The following is a 17836-nucleotide window of genomic DNA, read 5'->3' as shown; positions in this document are numbered from 1 at the left end:
CCGGAGGGTTATTCCAGCCCGGCCGCCCGCCGCTCCTGCCAGGCCCAGAAGGTCCCGACAGCGATGGAGACGAGCACGCCGGCGCTGGCGATATTGATGACCGCGAAGAAGGCGGTCAGGGACGGTCGCAGATCGACCAGGGTCAGAAGGTGGCTCATGACGATCAGCGACTGCAGCGCGCAGGCCCAGACGGGCCAGGCCCGGCGGCTCTTCCAGGCGAGGCCGACGCAGACCGCCAGGAAGACGGCGTCGATGGCCATCAGACCCCATTGGGTGCCGTACAGCGCCCCCTTGTCCTGGACGAGCTGGGACGCGAACAGGCCGAGCATATAGGCGCCCGCGCCGACGCGTTCGGGCTCGTCGCCCTTCAGGAACGCAAACGCCGTCACCAGCACCGCGATTGCGAAGCCGATCTGCGATGCGAGGGTGTCAAACATGAAATCGCCCCCATGCCGAACGGCATGAGGGCGACTTTGCATCGAGTCTGCACAAACCGGAATGACCGGCGGCGGACATTACGCCGAATTAAACCGCGCGGAGGCGACCGACCGGCTTCTGCTCCGGACCGGTTTCAGCCGGTTTGTCCAGAATGCCGATGGCGTAGGTGCCCCAACCGAGGCGGCGGTGGTCCTTGGCGAGCTCTTCGTGGCTAGCCACGATGGCCGAACGCGCGGCGCCGAGGGCGGCGATCGCTTCCATGGCCTTGGACTGAGCCTCGGCGGCGGCCACCGGGGACAGGCTGAGGGCGGTGCGAGCACCGATCATCGCTTGGACGAGAGTGGTCGCCTTGGCGATGGCGGCGTCGACCGCCTGTTCGGTCGCATTCAGATCGCCGGCGACGCTGGCGATAACTTCAGCCCTATCCATAAAACCCTCCGAAACAAAAAACACAGTAACCGGGATATTAACACGGAGCGGCGGTATTCGGTAGTACTTTGTTGTCCTTGTTTGTCAGGGGTTTGTTTACTTCTGATCGGGCCAGCGGCGTGCCGCCGGTATCGCCGTCCTTGCCGGGGCCGCCGCCGATCGGAGGCTGGTCGCCCGGCTTGTCCAGCGGGCCGATCGCGAGCGTGTCCAGCCCGAGCTTGCGGGCCAAGGCGGCGAGGGCCGTGTGGGTCTGGATGAGGTGGGAGCGCGCTTCCGCGAGGGCGCTGATGCTGGCCGCGGCGCCGTCGAAGACGCGCTGACCGGTCACCGCCGAAAGATAGGCCTCGGCCCGGGCGGACGGCAGAGCCGCCGCCAGGAAGGCGGTTTCCGTAAGCGCCTGATCGATCGCGGTTTCAGCCGCATAGAGGCGGACAGCAAGGGCTTCGCCGATGGATTGTCTGGACATGATTGATTCTCTCCGTGACCGCATGTCACGAGGGCGAATCAATCATAAGATGTTAACCATGACAACTAAAGGTCGTGCTGCGCCACCAGAAAGTGTGCGCTCAGCGAGGCGATGGGCTGGGTCTCGTCGTCCTGCCAGGCTTCGGCCTGGACGTGGGCCACCCGGCGGCCCGCCTTGCTGATGCGGGCGCGGGCGTGGACGTCCTGGGGGCGTCCCGAGCGCAGGTAGGTGACGCTGACGTTGATCGGCCGGGGCAGTTCGAGGCGGGGATACAGCACCGCGACCTGGGCCACGGCGGTCAGTTCCAGCATCGCGGCGGTCGATCCGCCATGCAGGGCGGGCAGGACGGGGTTGCCGATCAGCTTGTCCGCGAAGGGCATGGTGACGGTCAGCAGGTCGCCCTCGCGCAGCGTGAGCAGGCCGAGGAAGCGGGCGTAGGGCAGGGTGGTCAGCAGGTCGCTCATGCGCCGGCCTCCCGCCGCGGCTTCAGATTGGCTCCGGCCCCGCGGGCGTCGCCGGCGGTCAGGATGTAGGCCGATTGCGCCGCCGCCACGGGATCCTCGGGATCGTCCTCGAAGGCCCAGGCGCGGACGAAGGCGATGGATCGGGTCAGGCGGAAGCAGCGGGCCTCGGCGATCAGGCCGGTGCGCGCCCGGGCCGCGCGCATGTAGTCGACGCGCAGGTCGAGGGTGGCGATCGGCTCAAACCGGTTCAGGGCGACCCAGACCGCCATGCCGCCGGCATGGTCCAGCAGGGCGGTGACCAGGCCTCCGGACAGAACCTCGGTGTGCGGATCGCCGACCAGGTCTTCGCGCCACGGCGCCTTGAGGCGGACCCGGTCGCCGACAACGCCGTCATAGGCGAAGCCGAGCGCATGGGTGTGGGCGGACGCTGAGGCGAGCTGCGGCAGGATGGCGGCGAGGGGCGAAGCGGACATGATCCAGCTATCTGCGGCTTCGGCGGTCGAGCGCAAGCGCGGTGCGTGGATCTGGTGCGTTCAGGCCGCCGGATCAGGCGACCGAGCGGGCTCCGGCGGCGGGGGCGGCCCCGGCCATGGCGATCTCGGCCGCCTGTTCCAGCGCGGCGTTCATGGCCATGCGCAGGCGTTCCGGCTTGATCGGCTTTTCGACCACGGCGGCCATGCCGATGGAGAGGTAGCGGCGCGCGTCCTCCGGGTCGGCGTTGGCGGTCAGGGCCACGATCGGGATCTGGCTGACGGGGCCGTCGAGCGCGCGGATGGCCTGGGTCGCCTGGACGCCGTCCATGCGCGGCATCTTGATGTCCATCAGCACCAGGTCGAACCGGCGCTCCTGCACGGCCTCGACCGCCTCGACGCCGTCCTCGGCGGTCTCGGAGGTGCAGCCGAACATCTCGCACAGGGCTTGGGCGACGACGCGGTTGGTGGCGTTGTCGTCGACGATCAGCACGTGCGGGCTGTCCTGCAGGTCCAGATCGGTGAGGTTTTCGACGTTCGAGGTCCGCGCGGTCTCCAGCTCGGCCCGTTCGACGTTCAGGTCGAAGGCGAAGGTGGCGCCGCGGCCCGGATTGTTCTCGGCCCAGATGCGGCCGTCCATGCGGTCGACGATCTGGCGGCAGATCGACAGGCCCAGACCGGCGCCGTCGGGGCCGGAGCCGTGCACGAAGGGTTCGAAGATGAGGTCCACGCGGTCGGCGTCCACGCCCGGACCGTCGTCGCGCACGCGGGCTTCCATGTGGATGCGGTCGCCCTGCGCCGTCGCCTTCAGCCCGGCCTCGACGACGCCGTTGCGGGCGAATTTCAGGGCGTTGCCGATCAGGTTGTTGAACACCTGTTTCATGCGCATGGCGTCGATGACGGCGGCCAGCTCGGTGTCGCCCTCGTAGCTGACCATCAGGGTGACGTTGTCCTGCGAGGCGCGCGGCGCCCACATGGCCTCGACGTCGTCCATCAGGGCCCGCAGCGGGGTGGCCTCGGCGTTCAGTTCCAGCTCGCCGGCCTCGGCGCGCGACAGGTCCAGCGCGTCCTGGAGGATGCGCAGCAGGGTCTCGGACGATTCCACGATGGTGGAGACGTGGGCCTGGGCCTGGGCGTTCAGCGGTTGACGGCGCAGTAGCTCGGCCACGGCCAGGACGCCGTTCATCGGCGTGCGCAGTTCGTGGCTCATGATGGCCAGGAACTGGCTCTTGGCGCGGGCGGACATCAGCGCCTGGGTCTTGGTGTCGGTCAGGATGCGGGCCTGGTCGGCCAGCTCCAGATTCACCTCGCGCTGGCGGTCGTTCACCGCCTGCAGCAGGGAGACCGCGGTGCCGACGCCGTGGTAACGGCCGTTGCGGGTGACGATGAAGCCGCGCATCAGCGCGCCGGGGCCGCCCTTCAGCAGGGTGTCGCAGAAGGCGTCGATGCTGACGCCGGCCTCGACCACGGCGGGCTCGGGATCCATCACGTGGATGACCGGCCGCTTGGCGTACAGGGCATGGCCGAAGGCGCCGGCGATCTTCAGCAGGAAGGCGTTGCGCTCGATCAGGCCGACGGGGCGATCGCCCTCGACGACGGGAATGACCAGGGTGTCCGGTTCGCGCTCAAAGCGCGCGAAGACGTCGCTGCCCGGCGTCTGAGGCCCGATGGCTTCTGCGCGTTCGGTAAGGGTTTCGATTGTCGGCATACTGGCCGGCACTCCACTGCGACCGGTGGACAATGCAGCGGAACCGTTTTCGGAAGGGTTAAGATGGAACCTGCCGTCTTATCGCCTTTTTTGCCCCGCCGCCGGGGCTGGTGTAGAAGGCCCGTCCGCCGAATTCAGGCCCCATCCCCTTGTCCATGCGCGCGGCCGACCGGCCGACCGCAGGTTTGTCATGAGCGAATTGTCCCAAGACGCTGAAAAGCACGCCGAAAAGTCTGCCCTTGTTCTCTTCTCCGGGGGGCAGGACAGCGCCACCTGCCTGGCTTGGGCGCTGGAGCGGTTCGACCGGGTCGAGACGGTGGGCTTCGACTACGGCCAGCGGCACGCGGTGGAGATGGACGCGCGCCTGAACGTGCGCGACGGCATGATCAAGGTGCTGCCGCAGTGGGCTGACCGGCTGGGGCCCGACCACGTCGTCGACCTGACGGGCTACGGCAAGATCGCCGAAAGCGCCCTGACCGCCGAGCGGGCCATCGAGATGGACGCGCGCGGCCTGCCGACCACCTTCGTGCCGGGCCGCAACCTGGTCTTTCTGACCTGCGCGGCGGCTCTGGCGGACCGGCGCGGGCTGGAGGTGCTGGTCGGCGGCATGTGCGAGACCGACTTCTCGGGCTATCCAGACTGCCGCCGCGACACCATCGAGGCGATGGCGCGGGCGCTCAGCCTGGGGCTGGACAAGCCGGTGGTGATCGACACCCCGCTGATGGCCCTGACCAAGGCGGAGACCTGGGCCTTGGCCGACCGGATCGGCGGCGCGGCGCTGGTCGAGCTGATCGTCGAAGCCTCGCACACCTGCTACCGCGGCGACCGCGAGCATAGGCATGACTGGGGCTACGGCTGCGGCGACTGTCCGGCCTGCGAACTGCGCGGCGCGGGCTACAAGGCGTGGATCGCGTCGTGACCTACGCGGCCAAGGAAATCTTCCTGACGGTGCAGGGGGAGGGCGGCCAGGCCGGCCGCCCGGCGGTCTTCCTGCGCTTCGCCGGCTGCAATCTGTGGAATGGGCTGGAGCGCGACCGCGCGGCGGCCGTCTGCACCTTCTGCGACACCGACTTCGTGGGGACGGACGGCGACGGCGGAGGCAAGTTCGCCACGGCCGATCTGCTGGCCGATCATGTCGCGTCGATGTGGCGGGGCCGCGAGGGGGATCCCCGGCTGGTCGTCTGCACAGGCGGCGAGCCCCTGCTGCAGTTGGACGCCCCCCTGATCGAGGCCCTGCATGCGCGCGGCTTTGAGATCGCCATCGAGAGCAACGGCACCCTGGCGGCGCCCGCCGGGATCGACTGGATCTGCGTCAGCCCCAAGGCCGACGCGCCCGTGGTTCAGACCGCCGGCCAGGAGCTGAAACTGGTCTTCCCCCAGGCCAAGGCCATGCCCGACCGCTTCGAGGGGCTCGATTTCGAGCGCTTCTGGCTGCAGCCCATGGACGGCCCCGACCAGGCCGCCAACACGGCGGCGGCCATCGAATACTGCCTGACGCACCCCAAATGGCGGCTCAGCGTCCAGACCCACAAATACATCGGCGTCCGCTAATGCCCGTCTTCGAGATCACCAAACAGGCCACCTTCGACGCGGCCCATCACTTCCCCAACGAACCCGAGGGCAGCATCTATCGTCGCGTCCACGGCCATTCGTTCACGGTCGAGGCTACGGTCCGCTCCGAGGTGCTGGACGCCGAACACGGCTGGGTCGCGGACCTGGGCGCCCTGGACCGCGCCCTGAAGGCCGCCGCCGAGAAGCTGGATCACGGCATGCTCAACGAGCATGAGGGGCTGGAATTGCCGTCGCTGGAGAACCTGTGCCTGTGGTTCGTCGGCCAGTTGAAGCCGGACTGGCCGGGCTTGTGCCGCATCCAGGTGGCGCGCCCGACCATCAACGAGCGCTGCGTCCTGAGCCTGTAGAGAAGCCCGCGCTAGCAGGTCTTGCCCTGCTGCTGGCGGCGCTCGCAGCGGCGCTGTTCGCGTTCCCACTGGCGCTGTTCGCGCTCGCGCCTGGCCCGGGATTCCTCATCCGAGGTGGTGACGGCGTCCACGCCCGCGCCGACCACGGAGGCCCCGGCGCCGACGACCGCCGCGCCCGCGCCGACGGCGGCTCCGACCAGGCAGCCCTGCAGCATCAGCGATCCCGCGAGGACGGCGGACAGGGCGGCGGCGCGTTTGACGATCTTCATGGCGAATTCTCCCGACCCGGCAGGGTTAACTCGGGATTGGTGAATACACTCTGACGCAGAGTGCGGCTTGAAATGGGGCGGGAGTGGTGGGCGGCGAGGGGTTCGAACCCCCGACCCCCTCGGTGTAAACGAGGTGCTCTGACCAGCTGAGCTAGCCGCCCGGTCGCGTGAAGCGAGGTGGGCCTTGTAGGCCGGACCGCGGAAAAGAAAAAGGCCCGCCGGTGATCCCGGCGGGCCTTTTGTCGTGTGTCGTCTACCGATCCTAGAACCGGAAGCTGGCCCGCAGGAACAGCATGTAGCGCACGTAGTTGTCGAGCATTTCGGCATCGGCGCTGACCGACAGCATGCCCAGTTCGTTGCCGACGTTCAGGCGGAAGCCGACGATCGGGCCGCCGCCCTCGATGGTGTCCGGCGACAGGCGGAAGTCCGGACCGCCTGAGCGGAAGCGGGCGATGGTCTCGCCCGGATCGACCGAGATGTTCTGACGCCAGCCGAGACGCAGTTCCGGCTTCAGCCAGCTGTTCTGGCCCATCGACATGGCGACGTTGATCGCGGCGGTGGCCGAGAACAGGTGGCCGTCACGGTCGTCGATCTCGAGATCGAAGCCGTCGCCGCCGCCGCTTTCGACGTGGCCGTCCTCGCTGAGCGAGAAGTACTCGGCGTAGACTTCCGGACGGATGCTGAAGCGGCCGAAGCTGCGCTCATAGGAAGCGCCGCCGGCGGCGGACAGCGTCAGGCCGTTCCAGTCGGAGGTGTTGGTTAGGTTCAGGCCGGCGCCGACGAAGCGGCGCTCGGACTCGAAGGTCGCGTAGCCGGCGGCCGCGCGAGCCCAGGTCGTCCAGTACTGGCCCTGGGCGCGCCAGTAGAGGCCCAGCTCCAGCAGGTTGGCCGACAGGACTTCCTCGGCCTCGGACTCGGGGTCCTCGAGGTCCGACGAGGTGAAGGCGACCGACAGGCCGACCGCGCCGAGACCCGTGCCGCGCTCGACGCCGCCGGCGACGCCGAAGCCTTCCGAGCGGAAGCCGTAGGAGTCGGTCTTTTCCTTGTCGGCGTAGAAGTTGATCTCCTGCACCCAGGCGCTGGTTTCGCCCGGCGCGGCCGAGGCGTTGCGGCCGGTCAGGGCGCGGGTCACGGCGTCCACGCCCGAGGCCAGGGACACCAGCGGGCCGCCCGAGTGATCCGGCAGCAGCTGTTCGTACAGGTTGATGAAGTCGTCGCGCGACAGCTGGGCCAGGAAGGCGTTGCGCATGTCGGTGTCACGGCTCAGCGAGCTGTAGAAGGCGTCGTACATGGACGCCTCGACCGAGATTAGGCCCGCTTCCTGCGTCGTGCGCTGTCGGGCGTCCGCGTAGATGGTGTTGGTGGCCGAATTGATGCCGCCTTCGACCACATACAGGTAGGGCGCGTTTTCCTGCAGCGAGCCCAGATTGACCCCGCCGGCGTTCAGCGAACCGGCGGTGATCAGGTTGAACCGGGTGGGCGCGGCCAGCAGGGAGTTGAAGCGCACACCCAGCTGCGAGCCGGCGCTCAGGGTCGCGCCTCCGGTCACATTGAGGCCGCCGTTGGAGCTGGCCTGCGGATCGACCGTGAGGACCAGCTTGCCTTCCGTGCCGACGTTCAGGCTCGAAATCGTCTGGGTGTTGGTCTGGGTGGTTTCCAGGACGCCCTTGGAGACCGAGATCGCCAGATTGCCGTCGGTGTCCGAAATGGCGCCGCGCACGTCGGCGCCGCCGGACACCAGCAGGCTGTCGGCACCGGCTCCGAAGGACATGTCGCCCCGGACGATGCCGTTTCGGATGTCCATGACGTCCGCGCCCGAGCCGAACCGGATGTCCCCGTAGATCTGGGGTTCCTTGCTGTTCGGAACGCCGTCGCCGTCCGTATCCGGATCCGCGCTCGTCGGCGTGCTGAGGGTCCCGTTCTGGACCAGGGTCACGCCGGTGGTGTTGGCGGAGACGTCGATAGCCACGCGTTGGCCGGTCACCGTGTCGCCGGCGTTGATCGGCGAGATATTGGTCTGCACCTGGCCGGTGTTGGTGATCGAGGTCAGCGTGCCGCTGAGGTCGCGCACGCCGTAGGTGTTCACGGTCGCGCCGCCGGCGGTCGACAGGATGGTGCCGCTGTTGTTGAAGACCGGCACGTTCGCGCCGACGTCGATCAGGACGCTGGTGCCGGTGGCGGCCACCTTGCTGGAAACGCCCGAGGTGATCGTCCCGCTGTTGAAGAGCATCGGGGTCTGGGCGCCGGCCTGGAGGTGCACGGCCGTGGCGTTGGCGTCGAAGGCCAGCGCGGATATGGCGGATTCGTTGCGGACGCCGCCGTTGATGGTGACCGTCTGGCCGGCGTTGCCGCCGATGCTCAGCGCCGTGGCCGTAACGCCGTCATAGACGCCCTGGCCGGAAAGGCTGCCGCGGTTGATGAAACCATAGGCGTTGTCGCCCACGCCGGCGACGCCGAGCGTGATCGAGCTCGAGGCCGAACCGATCTGGACGGCGGCGGCCTTGCCGTAGCTGGTGACCGAGCCGGTGGTTTCCGAGGCGTCCGGAATCCCGTCGGCGTCATCGTCGTTGCTGGTCGGATCGGTATCGACCGGCGCCCGGTCGATCAGGACGCCGGCGGCGACGTTGCCGGCGATAAGCACCGCCGGGCCGCCTTGCAGCAGGTCGTCCGCGTCGAGTTTCCCGACGAACGCATCGGAGCCTCGCGTCGTGTACCGGTAGCCGGAGGCGGCGATGCTGCCCTGGAGGCTGACGCGGCCGCCGACATCTCCGCCGATGGACACCGCCGAGGAGTTCGCGCCGGTGGCCGAGACGTTGCCCAGCAGATTGACCGCGCCGCTGATGTTTCCGGTGGTGCGCACCGCAACCGAGTTGTCGCCGGTTATGGTGACGCTGCCGAAGCTTTGCAGCTTTCCGATCAGGTTGGACTCGATCGAGATGCCGTAGGAGTTGTTGCCTTCGACCGAGACGACGCCGCCCGAGTTCACCAGCAGGTCGCCCGTGACCGGCGCGCCGGCCGCGTAGCGAATGCCGAAACGGTTGGTCCCGGTCGCCCACGGACCGTCAAGATCGCCGTCGGAATCGGTGTCCGGATAGTCGTTGATCGAATCCGTGAGGACGATCTGGCCGCTGACCGTGACGTTGGAGGTGACGCCGGGGCCGACGAGAACGCCCGTCGAGCCGTCGGCGGAGTTCCCCATGTTGACCCCGCCGCCGGTGGCGACCAGGAAATTGTGGTTCGAATCGATCGTCACGGCCGTGCCGGTGGCGACGTTGATCGCCCCGCCCGAGGCGATCTCGATGTTGTCGGCGGTCGTGCCTGTCGCGGTCGAGGTCCGGATCGGCGTGGTCCGCGCGGTGTTGATCACCACGTTGGCCATGGCCTCCGAAGCCACCAGCAGGGGAGCGATCGCCACCGCGGTCGCGAGTAGAATACGCATTCGAGAGAAACCCCTGTGGACGACACGCCAGAGACGCCAGCGATCCTCTAACAGGGACCGTGCCAGCCTGCCTCAAGTTTCTCGAATTTGAGGCGAATGCAAGGCCGAAGCCTCGACGGCGCTCCGCTTTGGAAGCGGGGCTATTGCTATTTCTGAGATCAAAGTGATATCACTTTTATATTGATTCAGGAGAGGGCCTTATGACCACCACCCATTCGAAGTCCACGGAACGCCCCGCGTCCACGGCCAACGGCGTGCTGATGTTGCTGATCGGCCTGGCGATGATGATCGCCGGGCCCGTGAGCATCGCGCTGGACCCGGACAATATCGCGCTGGTGGTCAGCGGCGTCCTGGCGGCCGTCCTCGGCCTGCTGCTGCTCTGCGGCCTTTATTCGCTGCAGCCGAACGAGGGCGTGGCGATCCTGCTGTTCGGCGAATATCGCGGCACCGACCGCAAGACCGGCCTGCGCTGGGTCCTGCCCTGGTACAGCCGCAAGAAGGTCAGCCTGCGCGTCCGAAACCTGACCAGCGACAAGCTGAAGGTGAATGACAAGCGCGGCAGCCCGATCGAGATCGCCGCCAACGTCGTCTGGCGCGTCGAGGATTCGGCCCAGGCGCTGTTCGATGTCGATGACTACCAGGCCTTCGTGAACATCCAGGTCGACACCGCCCTGCGCGACATCACCTCGCACTACGCCTACGACCACGGCGAAGAGGATGCGGCGCCGGAGATGACCCTGCGCTCGGACGCCGAGGACGTGGCCGCCCGCCTGCGCGACGAACTGGTCGAACGGGTCAAGGTGGCGGGCGTCGCCATCGACGAGGCGCGGCTGGCCCACCTGGCGTATGCGCCGGAGATCGCCGGGGCCATGCTGAAGCGTCAGCAGGCCGAGGCCGTCCTGGCCGCGCGCCGCCTGATCGTGAAGGGCGCCGTGGGCATGGTCGAGGCCGCCCTGACCGACCTGGGCGAACGCGGCGTGGTCGATCTGGACGAGGACCGCAAGGCGGCGATGGTCTCGAACCTGCTGGTCGTGCTGTGCGCTGACCGCGAGGCGCAGCCCGTGGTCAACACCGGCACGCTTTACGGCTGATCATGGCCGGCAAGCCCAGGAAACCCTTCCTGATGCGCGCCTCTCCGGGGGTGATGGCGGCGGTCGAGAAATTGGCCGCCGCCGAACTGCGTTCCGTCAACGCCCAGGTCGAGGTGCTGTTGCGCGAAGCTCTCGCCAGACGAGGTGTTCCGACCGCGGACGATCGCTCTTCTGACGACGGCGCTTGAGCTTGATCGCGACCGGCGCTACGGCCCCGTCATGGTGAAGTCGCATATGTCCCGGGTCCGCAAGGCCCGCCGCATCCAGAAACGGGTCAAGCGCGTTGGTGCATCCAATGTAAGCGCGGCGGAGCAGGAGCTGATGAGTCTGGCGGGTCTGGAGGTCCAGGAAGGCGAATTGCGCCTGATTCCGGGCTGGGACGAGGAAGTCTCCGACACCCTGAAGGCCACCAAGCTGGCGGGCGAGGACGAGCGTCCGCGCTTCGTCGACACCACCATGCTGTACGCGCCCAAGTCGGGCGGGGTGAAACGCTACCTGCTGTCCAAGAAGGCCTGGCTGGAGACCAACCGTCCCGGCGTCGCCCACTCGCTGGTCGTGCCGGGCGCGCACCATAAGGCCGGAGACGACGGAATCATCCAGCTTCACGCCACCAAGCTGCCGTTCGGCGACGGCTACCGCTGGCCGACCTCGGTGCGCCGCTGGGCGGCCTGGGTCGCGTCGCTGAACCCCTCGCTCATCGAGGCGGGCGATCCCTATACGCCGGGGCAGGGCGCCCTGGAGGCCGGCCAGCGCGCCGGCTGTCCGGTCGTGGGCTTCTGCCACTCGGATCCCGCCGGCCTGGCCGCGCTGCACTTCGGCGAATGGGCCAAGAAGCCGGTCGAGAAGCGCTGGGCCCGTCTGTTCGGCCAGTTCGACCGCGTCGTCTCGCCCAGCCGCTACATCGCCCGCCGTCTGGAAGAAGCGGGCATCCGCGACATCGTTATCCAGCCCTTGGGCGTCGAGATCGACACCTTCCGCCCGGACCGCCGCGACCGCGACTGGCTGCTGAAGAAGCTGAACCTGCCGGCCTCGGCCCGTCTGCTGTGTTTCGCCGGTCGTCCGGCGCGCGAGAAGAACATCGACGTGCTGATCGAGGCCGTCCAGAAGCTGGGCGATCCCTACCACCTGGTGCTGGTCGGCGCGGGGCAGGGGCTGCCCGCCGAGGATCGGGTCATCTCCCTGCCGTACGAGGCCAATCCCAAGGCGGTGGCCAAGATCATCGCCTCCTGCGACGCCTTCGTGCACGCCAATGACAAGGAGCCCTTCGGCCTGATCGTGCTGGAGGCCATGGCCTGCGGCCGTCCGGTGGTCGGGGTCAACGCCGGCGGGGTCAAGGAGACGGTCGACAACTCGGTCGGTCAGCTGGCCAAGGCCGCCGAACCCGGCGTCTACGCCGAGGCCATCGAGGCCCTGTTCGCGCGCGATATCGAAGCCCTGGGCGCCGCCGCCCGCCAGAGGGCCGTCGAACGCTTCGCCTGGAACCGGGTGTTCGAGGACCTGTGCATGACCTACGCTGACGTCAGCGGGAAGCGCGCCTTCATCGAACCGGCCGGCGACTGGGCCGAGCACTAGGCCATTATCGGTTCGGATTGACTCAATCCGAACTCAGATAATGGCCCAGCATCAATACGTTGAGCGAAATCTAAGTTCAGGTGCGATCGCATCTGAATCGATTTCGCTCTAGGCTCGACAGCGGCTACGGGCGCGAGCAGTCTCCCCGCAAAACGGGGAAACTCCATGAAACGCCTGCTGCTCGCCGCCGCGCTATCGCTGCTGACCGCCACTTCGGCCATGGCCCAGACGGTCTATCTTGTCCGCCACGCCGAGAAGGCCGACCAGAGCGCCGATCCGGTGCTGTCGGCGGCGGGGACGGAACGGGCCGGCGCGCTGGCCGCCGCGCTCGCCGACGCCCATCCGGACCTGATTCTGGTCACGCCCCTGCAGCGCACCGCCCTGACCGCCGCTCCGACCGCCTCGCATCACGGCGCGACGCCGGTCGTCGTGCCGCTGGACGGCGGGACCCAGGGCCATGTCGCCGCCGTCGTCGCCCGGGTCCGCGCCCAGCCCGCCGACGCCGTCGTCCTGATCGTCGGCCACAGCAACACCGTGCCGCTGATCGCCCGGGCGCTGGGCTATGCCGAGGCGGCCGACATGCCGGACTGCGAATACGATCGCCTGACCCTGCTGCACCTGATGGGCGAGCGCGCTCATGGCCAGGTCAGCCGCTACGGCGCGGCCTCGACCTGCTGATATAATAAATACCGGGTAATATTGACGGGCGCATTATTGTCCGGGTAAATCGCCGCCGTCCGGCATGGGATAGGCCATGCGCGGCGCGGAACGCACGACCATGCAGCACGACCTGACCCAGGGCTCCATCAGCCGAAAGCTGATCGGCATGGCCGCCTTCATCGGCATGGGGCTGCTGTTCCAGACGCTCTACTATCTGGTGGACCTGTATTTCGTGGCAGGGATCGGCCCGGATGCGCTGGCGGGCGTCGGGCTGGCGGGGATCGTCTTCTTCCTGGCCATGGCGGCGGCCCAGATGGTCGGCGTCGGCGCGCTGTCGCTGATCGCCCGCGCCATCGGCGCCAAGGATTTCGCCCAGATCGATGGCGTCTATCGCCAGTCGATGCTGCTGTCGCTGGGCCTGTCGGCGCTGACGCTGGCGGTCGGCTATGGGTTCGGCGGCATGGCGATCCGGGCCGTCGCCGCCGACCCGGGCACGGCGGAGCAGGGGACCGCCTATCTGTACGGCTTCCTGCCCGCCCTGGCCCTGATGTTCCCGACCGGCGCCCTGTCCTCGGCCCTGCGCGCCGCGGGCGTGGTGCGGCCCACCATGTTGGTGCAGAGCGGCTCGGTGCTGCTGAACGCCATCCTCGCGCCCATCCTGATCGCGGGCTGGGGCTCGGGCCTGCCGCTGGGCGCCTTCGGAGCCGGACTGGCCAGCTCCATGGCCGCCCTGGTCAGCTTCGTCGCCGCCGTGTGGCTGTTCGGCCGGGTCCAGACCCTGATCCAGGCGCCGCTGCGGCTGGCGCGGCCCGACGGCCCCGTCATTGGCCGCATCGTCGGCATCGGCCTGCCGTCAGCGGTCGAATTCCTGCTGATGTTCATGACCATGAGCGTGATCTACGTCCTGATCCGCGACTTCGGCGCCGAGGCCCAGGCCGGGTTCGGGGTCGGCTCGCGGGTCATGCAGGCGGTCTTCCTGCCGGCCATGGCCGTGTCCTTCGCCGTCGCCCCGGTCGCGGGCCAGAATTTCGGCGCGAGCCTGCCGGACCGGGTGCGGCGCACGGTGCGCGACGCGGCCGTCATGAGCTCGGTCATGATGGCGGTGCTGACGGCGCTGTGCCTGTTCGAGGCGCGCTGGCTGGTGGCACCCTTCACTCCCGATCCGGCGGTGGCCGAGGTCGCCTCGACCTATCTGCGCATCGTCTCGCTGAACTTCATCGCCACCGGCCTGATCTTCACCGCGTCCGGGACCTTCCAGGCGCTGGGCGACACCCGGCCGGCGCTGGCGGGCGGCCTGCTGCGGCTGGTCGTCTTCGTCACCGGCGCGGTGTGGATCTCGGCTCAGCCGTGGGCCAGGCTGGAGCACATCTGGTGGATGTCGGCCATCTCGGCCCTGATCCACGCCGTCGTGGCCCTGCTGTTCCTGCGCCATCAGCTGAAGGTGAAGCTGGCGGGGCTGGAAGCACCGGCGACGACGGCAGGGGTCTGATCAAACGTCCAGGTCGGCCACCGCGAAGCGGGCGTTGTCCTGGATGAACTGGTAGCGGGCCTCGGCCTTCTTGCCCATCAGACGCTCGACCAGATCCTCGATCTCGGCCTCGTCCGAGGGCAGTTCGACCCGCGCCAGCGTGCGCTTCTTCGGATCCATGGTGGTCTCCTTGAGCTGGGAGGCCATCATCTCGCCCAGGCCCTTGAACCGGCCGATCTCGGTCTTCTTGCCCTTGAACACGGTGGCCAGAAGCTCGTCGCGGTGAGCGTCGTCGCGGGCGTACTCGGACAGCGCCCCGGCCTGGATCCTGTACAGCGGCGGCAGGGCCATGAAGACCCGGCCCTGACGGATGGTCTCGGGCATGACGCGGTAGAAGAAGGTGATCAGCAGCGCGGCGATGTGCGCCCCGTCCACGTCGGCGTCGGTCATGATGACGATGCGCTCGTAGCGCAGGTCGTCGATGTTGAACCGGTTGCCCGGCTGCACGCCCAGCGCCAGCGCCAGGTCGGACAGTTCGACGTTCTGGCGCAGCTTGTCGATCGTGGCCGAGGCGACGTTCAGGATCTTGCCGCGCAGGGGCAGGATGGCCTGGGTGGTGCGGTCGCGCGCCTGCTTGGCCGAGCCGCCGGCCGAGTCGCCCTCGACGATGAACAGTTCGGTGCCGTGGGCGCCCTGGCGGGTGCAGTCGGACAGCTTGCCGGGGAGGCGCAGCTTGCGGGTGGCGGAGGCGCGGGCGACCTCCTTGTCCTTGCGGCGGCGCAGCCGGTCTTCGGCCCGCTCGATGATGAAGCCCAGCAGAGTGTTGGCCTGTTTGGGGCTTTCGGTCAGCCAGTGGTCCAGCGGGTCGCGCAGCAGCTGTTCCACCAGGCGCGTGCCTTCCGGCGACGACAGGCGGTCCTTGGTCTGGCCCTGGAACTCGGGATTGCGGATGAAGACCGAGATCATGGCCCCGGCGTTGGCGATGACGTCCTCAGCCGTGATCAGGGTGGCGCGCTTCTCGCCCGTCAGCTCGCCATAGGCCTTGAGGCCCTTGACCAGGGCGGCGCGGAAGCCGGCCTCATGCGTGCCGCCGTCCGGCGTCGAGACGGTGTTGCAGTACGAGCTGACGAAGCCGTCGGCCTCGCCGAAGCCGATGGGCGACCAGGTGACGGCCCATTCCACCGCGCCGGCCTCGCCCTTGCGCTCGACCCGGCCCGCGAAGGCGGGGGTGACGGTCTCGATCTCGCCGATCCGTTCGGACAGGGCGTCGGCCAGGCCGCCGGGGAAGTGCAGCAGGGCGCTGGCCGGGGTCGCATCCGTGATCCGCTCGGGCGCGCAGGTCCATTTGATCTCGACGCCGCGGAACAGATAGGCCTTGGAGCGGGCCATGCGGAACAGGCGGGCGGGCTTGAAGGCCGCGCCGACGCCGAAGATCTCCGCGTCCGGGTGGAAGCGGATCAGGGTGCCGCGCTTCTTCGACGGACCGACCTGGGCGATGGAGCCCTGCGGCAGGCCGCGGCTGAAAGACTGCTTCCATTCGAAGCCGTCGCGCCAGACGGTGACGTCCAGATGATCCGACAGGGCGTTGACGACCGAGACGCCGACGCCGTGCAGGCCGCCGGAGGTCTCATAGGCCTTGCCCGAGAATTTCCCGCCCGAGTGCAGGACGGTCATCACGACTTCCAGCGCCGACTTGCCGGGATGCTTGGGGTGCGGGTCCACGGGGATGCCGCGACCGTCGTCCTTGACCGACAGGAAGCCGTCGGCGTCCAGATCGACCGTGATCAGCTTGGCGTGGCGGGCCACAGCCTCGTCCATCGCGTTGTCCAGGACTTCGGCGAACAGGTGGTGCAGGGCCCGCTCGTCGGTGCCGCCGATGTACATGCCGGGGCGTTTGCGGACCGGCTCCAGCCCTTCCAGTACCTCGATCGAGGACGCCGAATAGCCGGTGGATGCGGCGGTCATGGCGGCCGGGGAGGGCGCATCCGCGGGCTTGGGGACGGCGGGCGGGGGCGTCACGGGCGCGACGGCCTCCGGTGTCGGGGCGGGAGCGACTTGAGGCGCGGGAGCGGGCTCGGCCGGACGCGGCTGCGTCGGCTCGTCATCGAACAGCGAAAGGAGGTCGGCGGAGTTGGCCATTCAGCGATTGTGCGGCGATTCGGGGACCGGTCTGGTAGGCCCGACGGGGCTTTGGAGCAAGCGTCGCCGCCTGGGCTGTGGACGACGGCAGCATGGCGCGGGTCATGACGGCCAGGAACAGCACGAACGGCAGGCTCTGGTGGGTCAGCAGGATCGATTCCGACAGGCTGAGCATGAAGAAGGAGACCAGGAATCCCAGCGCCCACCAGCCCTCGCGCAACCCGGATCCGGCGCTGCGGAACAGGGTGATGACGAAGGTCAGGAGCAGCTGGGCGCCGACCAGGATCGCGCCCGGCCAGCCCAGCTGGACCAGCAGGTCGATCCAGCCGTTGTGCGCCGAGGGCACGATCCAGCCGGTCTCCTTGCGCACCCAGTCGGCCGGCGGGGATTCGCCCATCCGGCCCCAGAAGGCGCCGTAGCCGTATCCGGTCCACGGCCGCTCGGCGACGCGGCGCATCAGGCTGGCCCAGATGTCGGTTCGGCCGGTCAGCGACGGGTCCTTGCCCAGCGCCTCCAGCACCGCGACCGAGTGGGTCTCCCAGATCCAAAGGCCCAGGGCGGACAGCACCACGGCGGTCCAGATCGCCACCACGGCGAAGGCGGCCCCGCCCCGACGCAGGGTCCAGAAGCCGGCCACCACCCCGACGCCCAGCATCAGGCAGAGCAGTGAGGTCTTGGACTGGGTGGCCAGCACCAGTCCGCTGGACAGGGCCAGGGCGACGGCGGGCGCGAGGCGGCGCGGATCGGGCGACGCCAGGCAGGCGGCGGAGGCGGTGGCGCCGATCACCATGACCGCGCCCATCTGGTTCTTCTCGTACCACAGGCCGCGCCAAAGGCCGGCGTTGACGTCTTGGTGCACGCCGATGGCCGGGAAGGCGAAGACCATCACCAGGCTGCCGACCGCCATGATCAGGCAGGACAGCATCAGCAGGCGCGGCAGGTGCGGCCCCCGGAAGGCGGCCCCCAGATAGAGGGCGAACACCCCGCTGATGGCCAGGGCGATCACCCGGCGGCTGGTGGTGTGGAAGTCGATCGACCAGTATTTCGAGGCGAAGCACAGCCCCACCAGCATCGCCAGGCACAGCGCCGCCGGCCAGGCGCGCCAGACCCGGTCCAGCCGGTACAGGATCAGGCCCGCGATGGCGGCATAGGCCGGCAGCCAGACGAGGCGCAGCAGCGGCGTCTCCTCCTGCAGCGGGGCGAACACCGGACCGATCAGGGCCCCCGTCAGCATGGCGATCAGCCCGACGCACAGCGCCATCTCCCACCAGGTGGGTTCCGGATCGGTCGAGAGTGTTTCTGGA

General features: G+C 68.6%; 18 protein-coding genes and 1 tRNA gene. 8 read left to right on the top strand and 11 right to left on the bottom strand.

Features of this window, described 5'->3' with window-relative positions:
* Positions 1 to 8 precede the first annotated feature (8 nt).
* The 6 genes from AC3WRV_RS12495 to AC3WRV_RS12470 all read right to left on the bottom strand — a co-directional run bounded on the left by AC3WRV_RS12495 (position 9) and on the right by AC3WRV_RS12470 (position 3975).
* Positions 9 to 437, bottom strand: a complete 429-nt coding sequence (locus tag AC3WRV_RS12495; protein WP_291832303.1) for a hypothetical protein — start codon at positions 435 to 437, stop codon at positions 9 to 11.
* 88 nt (positions 438 to 525) lie between these two features.
* The gene (locus AC3WRV_RS12490; RefSeq protein WP_291832304.1) at positions 526 to 867 is read right to left on the bottom strand and encodes a hypothetical protein; all 342 of its coding nucleotides are present in this window, start codon (positions 865 to 867) and stop codon (positions 526 to 528) included.
* 37 nt (positions 868 to 904) lie between these two features.
* Positions 905 to 1333 (bottom strand): hypothetical protein, encoded by a 429-nt coding sequence (locus tag AC3WRV_RS12485; protein ID WP_291832306.1) that lies wholly within the window; start codon positions 1331 to 1333, stop codon positions 905 to 907.
* A gap of 65 nt (positions 1334 to 1398) precedes the next feature.
* On the bottom strand, positions 1399 to 1797 hold the full coding sequence (locus AC3WRV_RS12480) for a PaaI family thioesterase (RefSeq protein ID WP_492313498.1): 399 nt from the start codon (positions 1795 to 1797) through the stop codon (positions 1399 to 1401).
* Positions 1794 to 2270 (bottom strand): PaaI family thioesterase, encoded by a 477-nt coding sequence (locus AC3WRV_RS12475; RefSeq protein ID WP_291832309.1) that lies wholly within the window; start codon positions 2268 to 2270, stop codon positions 1794 to 1796. Before AC3WRV_RS12475 ends, AC3WRV_RS12480 begins: the two co-directional genes overlap by 4 nt.
* Positions 2271 to 2343: 73 nt before the next feature.
* On the bottom strand, positions 2344 to 3975 hold the full coding sequence (locus tag AC3WRV_RS12470) for a response regulator (protein WP_492313497.1): 1632 nt from the start codon (positions 3973 to 3975) through the stop codon (positions 2344 to 2346).
* Between the two features lie 190 nt (positions 3976 to 4165).
* On the opposite strand from AC3WRV_RS12470, the gene queC reads away from it, so the two are divergent.
* Genes queC through AC3WRV_RS12455 form a run of 3 tightly spaced genes read left to right on the top strand, consistent with a single transcriptional unit; the run spans position 4166 to position 5894 of the window.
* A complete protein-coding gene (queC, locus tag AC3WRV_RS12465) occupies positions 4166 to 4894 on the top strand; it encodes a 7-cyano-7-deazaguanine synthase QueC (protein WP_492313496.1) in 729 nt (242 codons plus the stop codon).
* Complete coding sequence (gene queE / locus AC3WRV_RS12460; RefSeq protein WP_291840850.1) at positions 4891 to 5526, top strand: 7-carboxy-7-deazaguanine synthase; 636 nt, start codon at positions 4891 to 4893, stop codon at positions 5524 to 5526. The genes queC and queE overlap by 4 nt, the downstream gene beginning before the upstream one ends.
* Positions 5526 to 5894: a 6-pyruvoyl trahydropterin synthase family protein gene (locus tag AC3WRV_RS12455; protein ID WP_291840853.1), complete on the top strand. Its 369-nt coding sequence runs from the start codon at positions 5526 to 5528 to the stop codon at positions 5892 to 5894. Before queE ends, AC3WRV_RS12455 begins: the two co-directional genes overlap by 1 nt.
* Positions 5895 to 5905: 11 nt before the next feature.
* On the opposite strand, the gene AC3WRV_RS12450 is transcribed toward AC3WRV_RS12455, so the two are convergent.
* The 3 genes from AC3WRV_RS12450 to AC3WRV_RS12440 all read right to left on the bottom strand — a co-directional run bounded on the left by AC3WRV_RS12450 (position 5906) and on the right by AC3WRV_RS12440 (position 9602).
* Positions 5906 to 6163: a hypothetical protein gene (locus tag AC3WRV_RS12450; protein ID WP_291840855.1), complete on the bottom strand. Its 258-nt coding sequence runs from the start codon at positions 6161 to 6163 to the stop codon at positions 5906 to 5908.
* 84 nt (positions 6164 to 6247) lie between these two features.
* Positions 6248 to 6324: transfer RNA gene (locus tag AC3WRV_RS12445), tRNA-Val, on the bottom strand.
* A 101-nt stretch (positions 6325 to 6425) separates the two neighbouring features.
* On the bottom strand, positions 6426 to 9602 hold the full coding sequence (locus AC3WRV_RS12440) for an autotransporter outer membrane beta-barrel domain-containing protein (RefSeq protein WP_492313495.1): 3177 nt from the start codon (positions 9600 to 9602) through the stop codon (positions 6426 to 6428).
* 200 nt (positions 9603 to 9802) lie between these two features.
* Between AC3WRV_RS12440 and AC3WRV_RS12435 the strand changes: the two genes are divergently transcribed.
* The 5 genes from AC3WRV_RS12435 to AC3WRV_RS12415 all read left to right on the top strand — a co-directional run bounded on the left by AC3WRV_RS12435 (position 9803) and on the right by AC3WRV_RS12415 (position 14414).
* The gene (locus AC3WRV_RS12435) at positions 9803 to 10693 is read left to right on the top strand and encodes an SPFH domain-containing protein (protein ID WP_492313494.1); all 891 of its coding nucleotides are present in this window, start codon (positions 9803 to 9805) and stop codon (positions 10691 to 10693) included.
* Positions 10694 to 10695: 2 nt separating this feature from the next.
* Complete coding sequence (locus AC3WRV_RS12430) at positions 10696 to 10881, top strand: type II toxin-antitoxin system antitoxin (RefSeq protein WP_492313493.1); 186 nt, start codon at positions 10696 to 10698, stop codon at positions 10879 to 10881.
* Positions 10882 to 10927: 46 nt separating this feature from the next.
* Positions 10928 to 12265 (top strand): glycosyltransferase, encoded by a 1338-nt coding sequence (locus tag AC3WRV_RS12425; protein ID WP_291835599.1) that lies wholly within the window; start codon positions 10928 to 10930, stop codon positions 12263 to 12265.
* Between the two features lie 165 nt (positions 12266 to 12430).
* The gene (locus AC3WRV_RS12420; RefSeq protein ID WP_492313492.1) at positions 12431 to 12943 is read left to right on the top strand and encodes a histidine phosphatase family protein; all 513 of its coding nucleotides are present in this window, start codon (positions 12431 to 12433) and stop codon (positions 12941 to 12943) included.
* A 76-nt stretch (positions 12944 to 13019) separates the two neighbouring features.
* Positions 13020 to 14414 (top strand): MATE family efflux transporter, encoded by a 1395-nt coding sequence (locus tag AC3WRV_RS12415; RefSeq protein ID WP_492313491.1) that lies wholly within the window; start codon positions 13020 to 13022, stop codon positions 14412 to 14414.
* Here the strand turns inward: AC3WRV_RS12415 and AC3WRV_RS12410 are convergent, their stop codons facing one another.
* Positions 14415 to 16532, bottom strand: a complete 2118-nt coding sequence (locus AC3WRV_RS12410; protein ID WP_291835609.1) for a DNA topoisomerase IV subunit B — start codon at positions 16530 to 16532, stop codon at positions 14415 to 14417. It lies immediately after the preceding gene.
* Positions 16495 to 17793, bottom strand: a complete 1299-nt coding sequence (locus AC3WRV_RS12405) for an O-antigen ligase family protein (protein WP_492313490.1) — start codon at positions 17791 to 17793, stop codon at positions 16495 to 16497. The genes AC3WRV_RS12410 and AC3WRV_RS12405 overlap by 38 nt, the downstream gene beginning before the upstream one ends.
* Between the last annotated feature and the right edge of the window lie 43 nt (positions 17794 to 17836).

It is taken from the genome of Brevundimonas sp. EU05-FHT14B11 (assembly GCF_058790835.1).
The sequence above is the reverse complement of the archived record's forward strand: the minus strand, read 5'-3'. Positions and strand labels throughout refer to the sequence as shown.

What these genes read in the sequence shown, in the direction of transcription:
- AC3WRV_RS12425 (WP_291835599.1), top strand. Translation starts at nt 10,928, where the DNA reads ATGTCCCGGGTCCGCAAGGCCCGCCGCATCCAGAAACGGGTCAAGCGC.
- AC3WRV_RS12435 (WP_492313494.1), top strand. Translation starts at nt 9,803, where the DNA reads ATGACCACCACCCATTCGAAGTCCACGGAACGCCCCGCGTCCACGGCC.
- AC3WRV_RS12455 (WP_291840853.1), top strand. Translation starts at nt 5,526, where the DNA reads ATGCCCGTCTTCGAGATCACCAAACAGGCCACCTTCGACGCGGCCCAT.
- AC3WRV_RS12495 (WP_291832303.1), bottom strand. Translation starts at nt 437, where the DNA reads ATGTTTGACACCCTCGCATCGCAGATCGGCTTCGCAATCGCGGTGCTG.
- AC3WRV_RS12475 (WP_291832309.1), bottom strand. Translation starts at nt 2,270, where the DNA reads ATGTCCGCTTCGCCCCTCGCCGCCATCCTGCCGCAGCTCGCCTCAGCG.
- AC3WRV_RS12480 (WP_492313498.1), bottom strand. Translation starts at nt 1,797, where the DNA reads ATGAGCGACCTGCTGACCACCCTGCCCTACGCCCGCTTCCTCGGCCTG.
- AC3WRV_RS12450 (WP_291840855.1), bottom strand. Translation starts at nt 6,163, where the DNA reads ATGAAGATCGTCAAACGCGCCGCCGCCCTGTCCGCCGTCCTCGCGGGA.
- AC3WRV_RS12410 (WP_291835609.1), bottom strand. Translation starts at nt 16,532, where the DNA reads ATGGCCAACTCCGCCGACCTCCTTTCGCTGTTCGATGACGAGCCGACG.
- AC3WRV_RS12415 (WP_492313491.1), top strand. Translation starts at nt 13,020, where the DNA reads ATGCGCGGCGCGGAACGCACGACCATGCAGCACGACCTGACCCAGGGC.
- AC3WRV_RS12430 (WP_492313493.1), top strand. Translation starts at nt 10,696, where the DNA reads ATGGCCGGCAAGCCCAGGAAACCCTTCCTGATGCGCGCCTCTCCGGGG.
- AC3WRV_RS12420 (WP_492313492.1), top strand. Translation starts at nt 12,431, where the DNA reads ATGAAACGCCTGCTGCTCGCCGCCGCGCTATCGCTGCTGACCGCCACT.
- queC (WP_492313496.1), top strand. Translation starts at nt 4,166, where the DNA reads ATGAGCGAATTGTCCCAAGACGCTGAAAAGCACGCCGAAAAGTCTGCC.
- AC3WRV_RS12485 (WP_291832306.1), bottom strand. Translation starts at nt 1,333, where the DNA reads ATGTCCAGACAATCCATCGGCGAAGCCCTTGCTGTCCGCCTCTATGCG.
- AC3WRV_RS12405 (WP_492313490.1), bottom strand. Translation starts at nt 17,793, where the DNA reads ATGGCGCTGTGCGTCGGGCTGATCGCCATGCTGACGGGGGCCCTGATC.
- AC3WRV_RS12440 (WP_492313495.1), bottom strand. Translation starts at nt 9,602, where the DNA reads ATGCGTATTCTACTCGCGACCGCGGTGGCGATCGCTCCCCTGCTGGTG.
- AC3WRV_RS12490 (WP_291832304.1), bottom strand. Translation starts at nt 867, where the DNA reads ATGGATAGGGCTGAAGTTATCGCCAGCGTCGCCGGCGATCTGAATGCG.
- AC3WRV_RS12470 (WP_492313497.1), bottom strand. Translation starts at nt 3,975, where the DNA reads ATGCCGACAATCGAAACCCTTACCGAACGCGCAGAAGCCATCGGGCCT.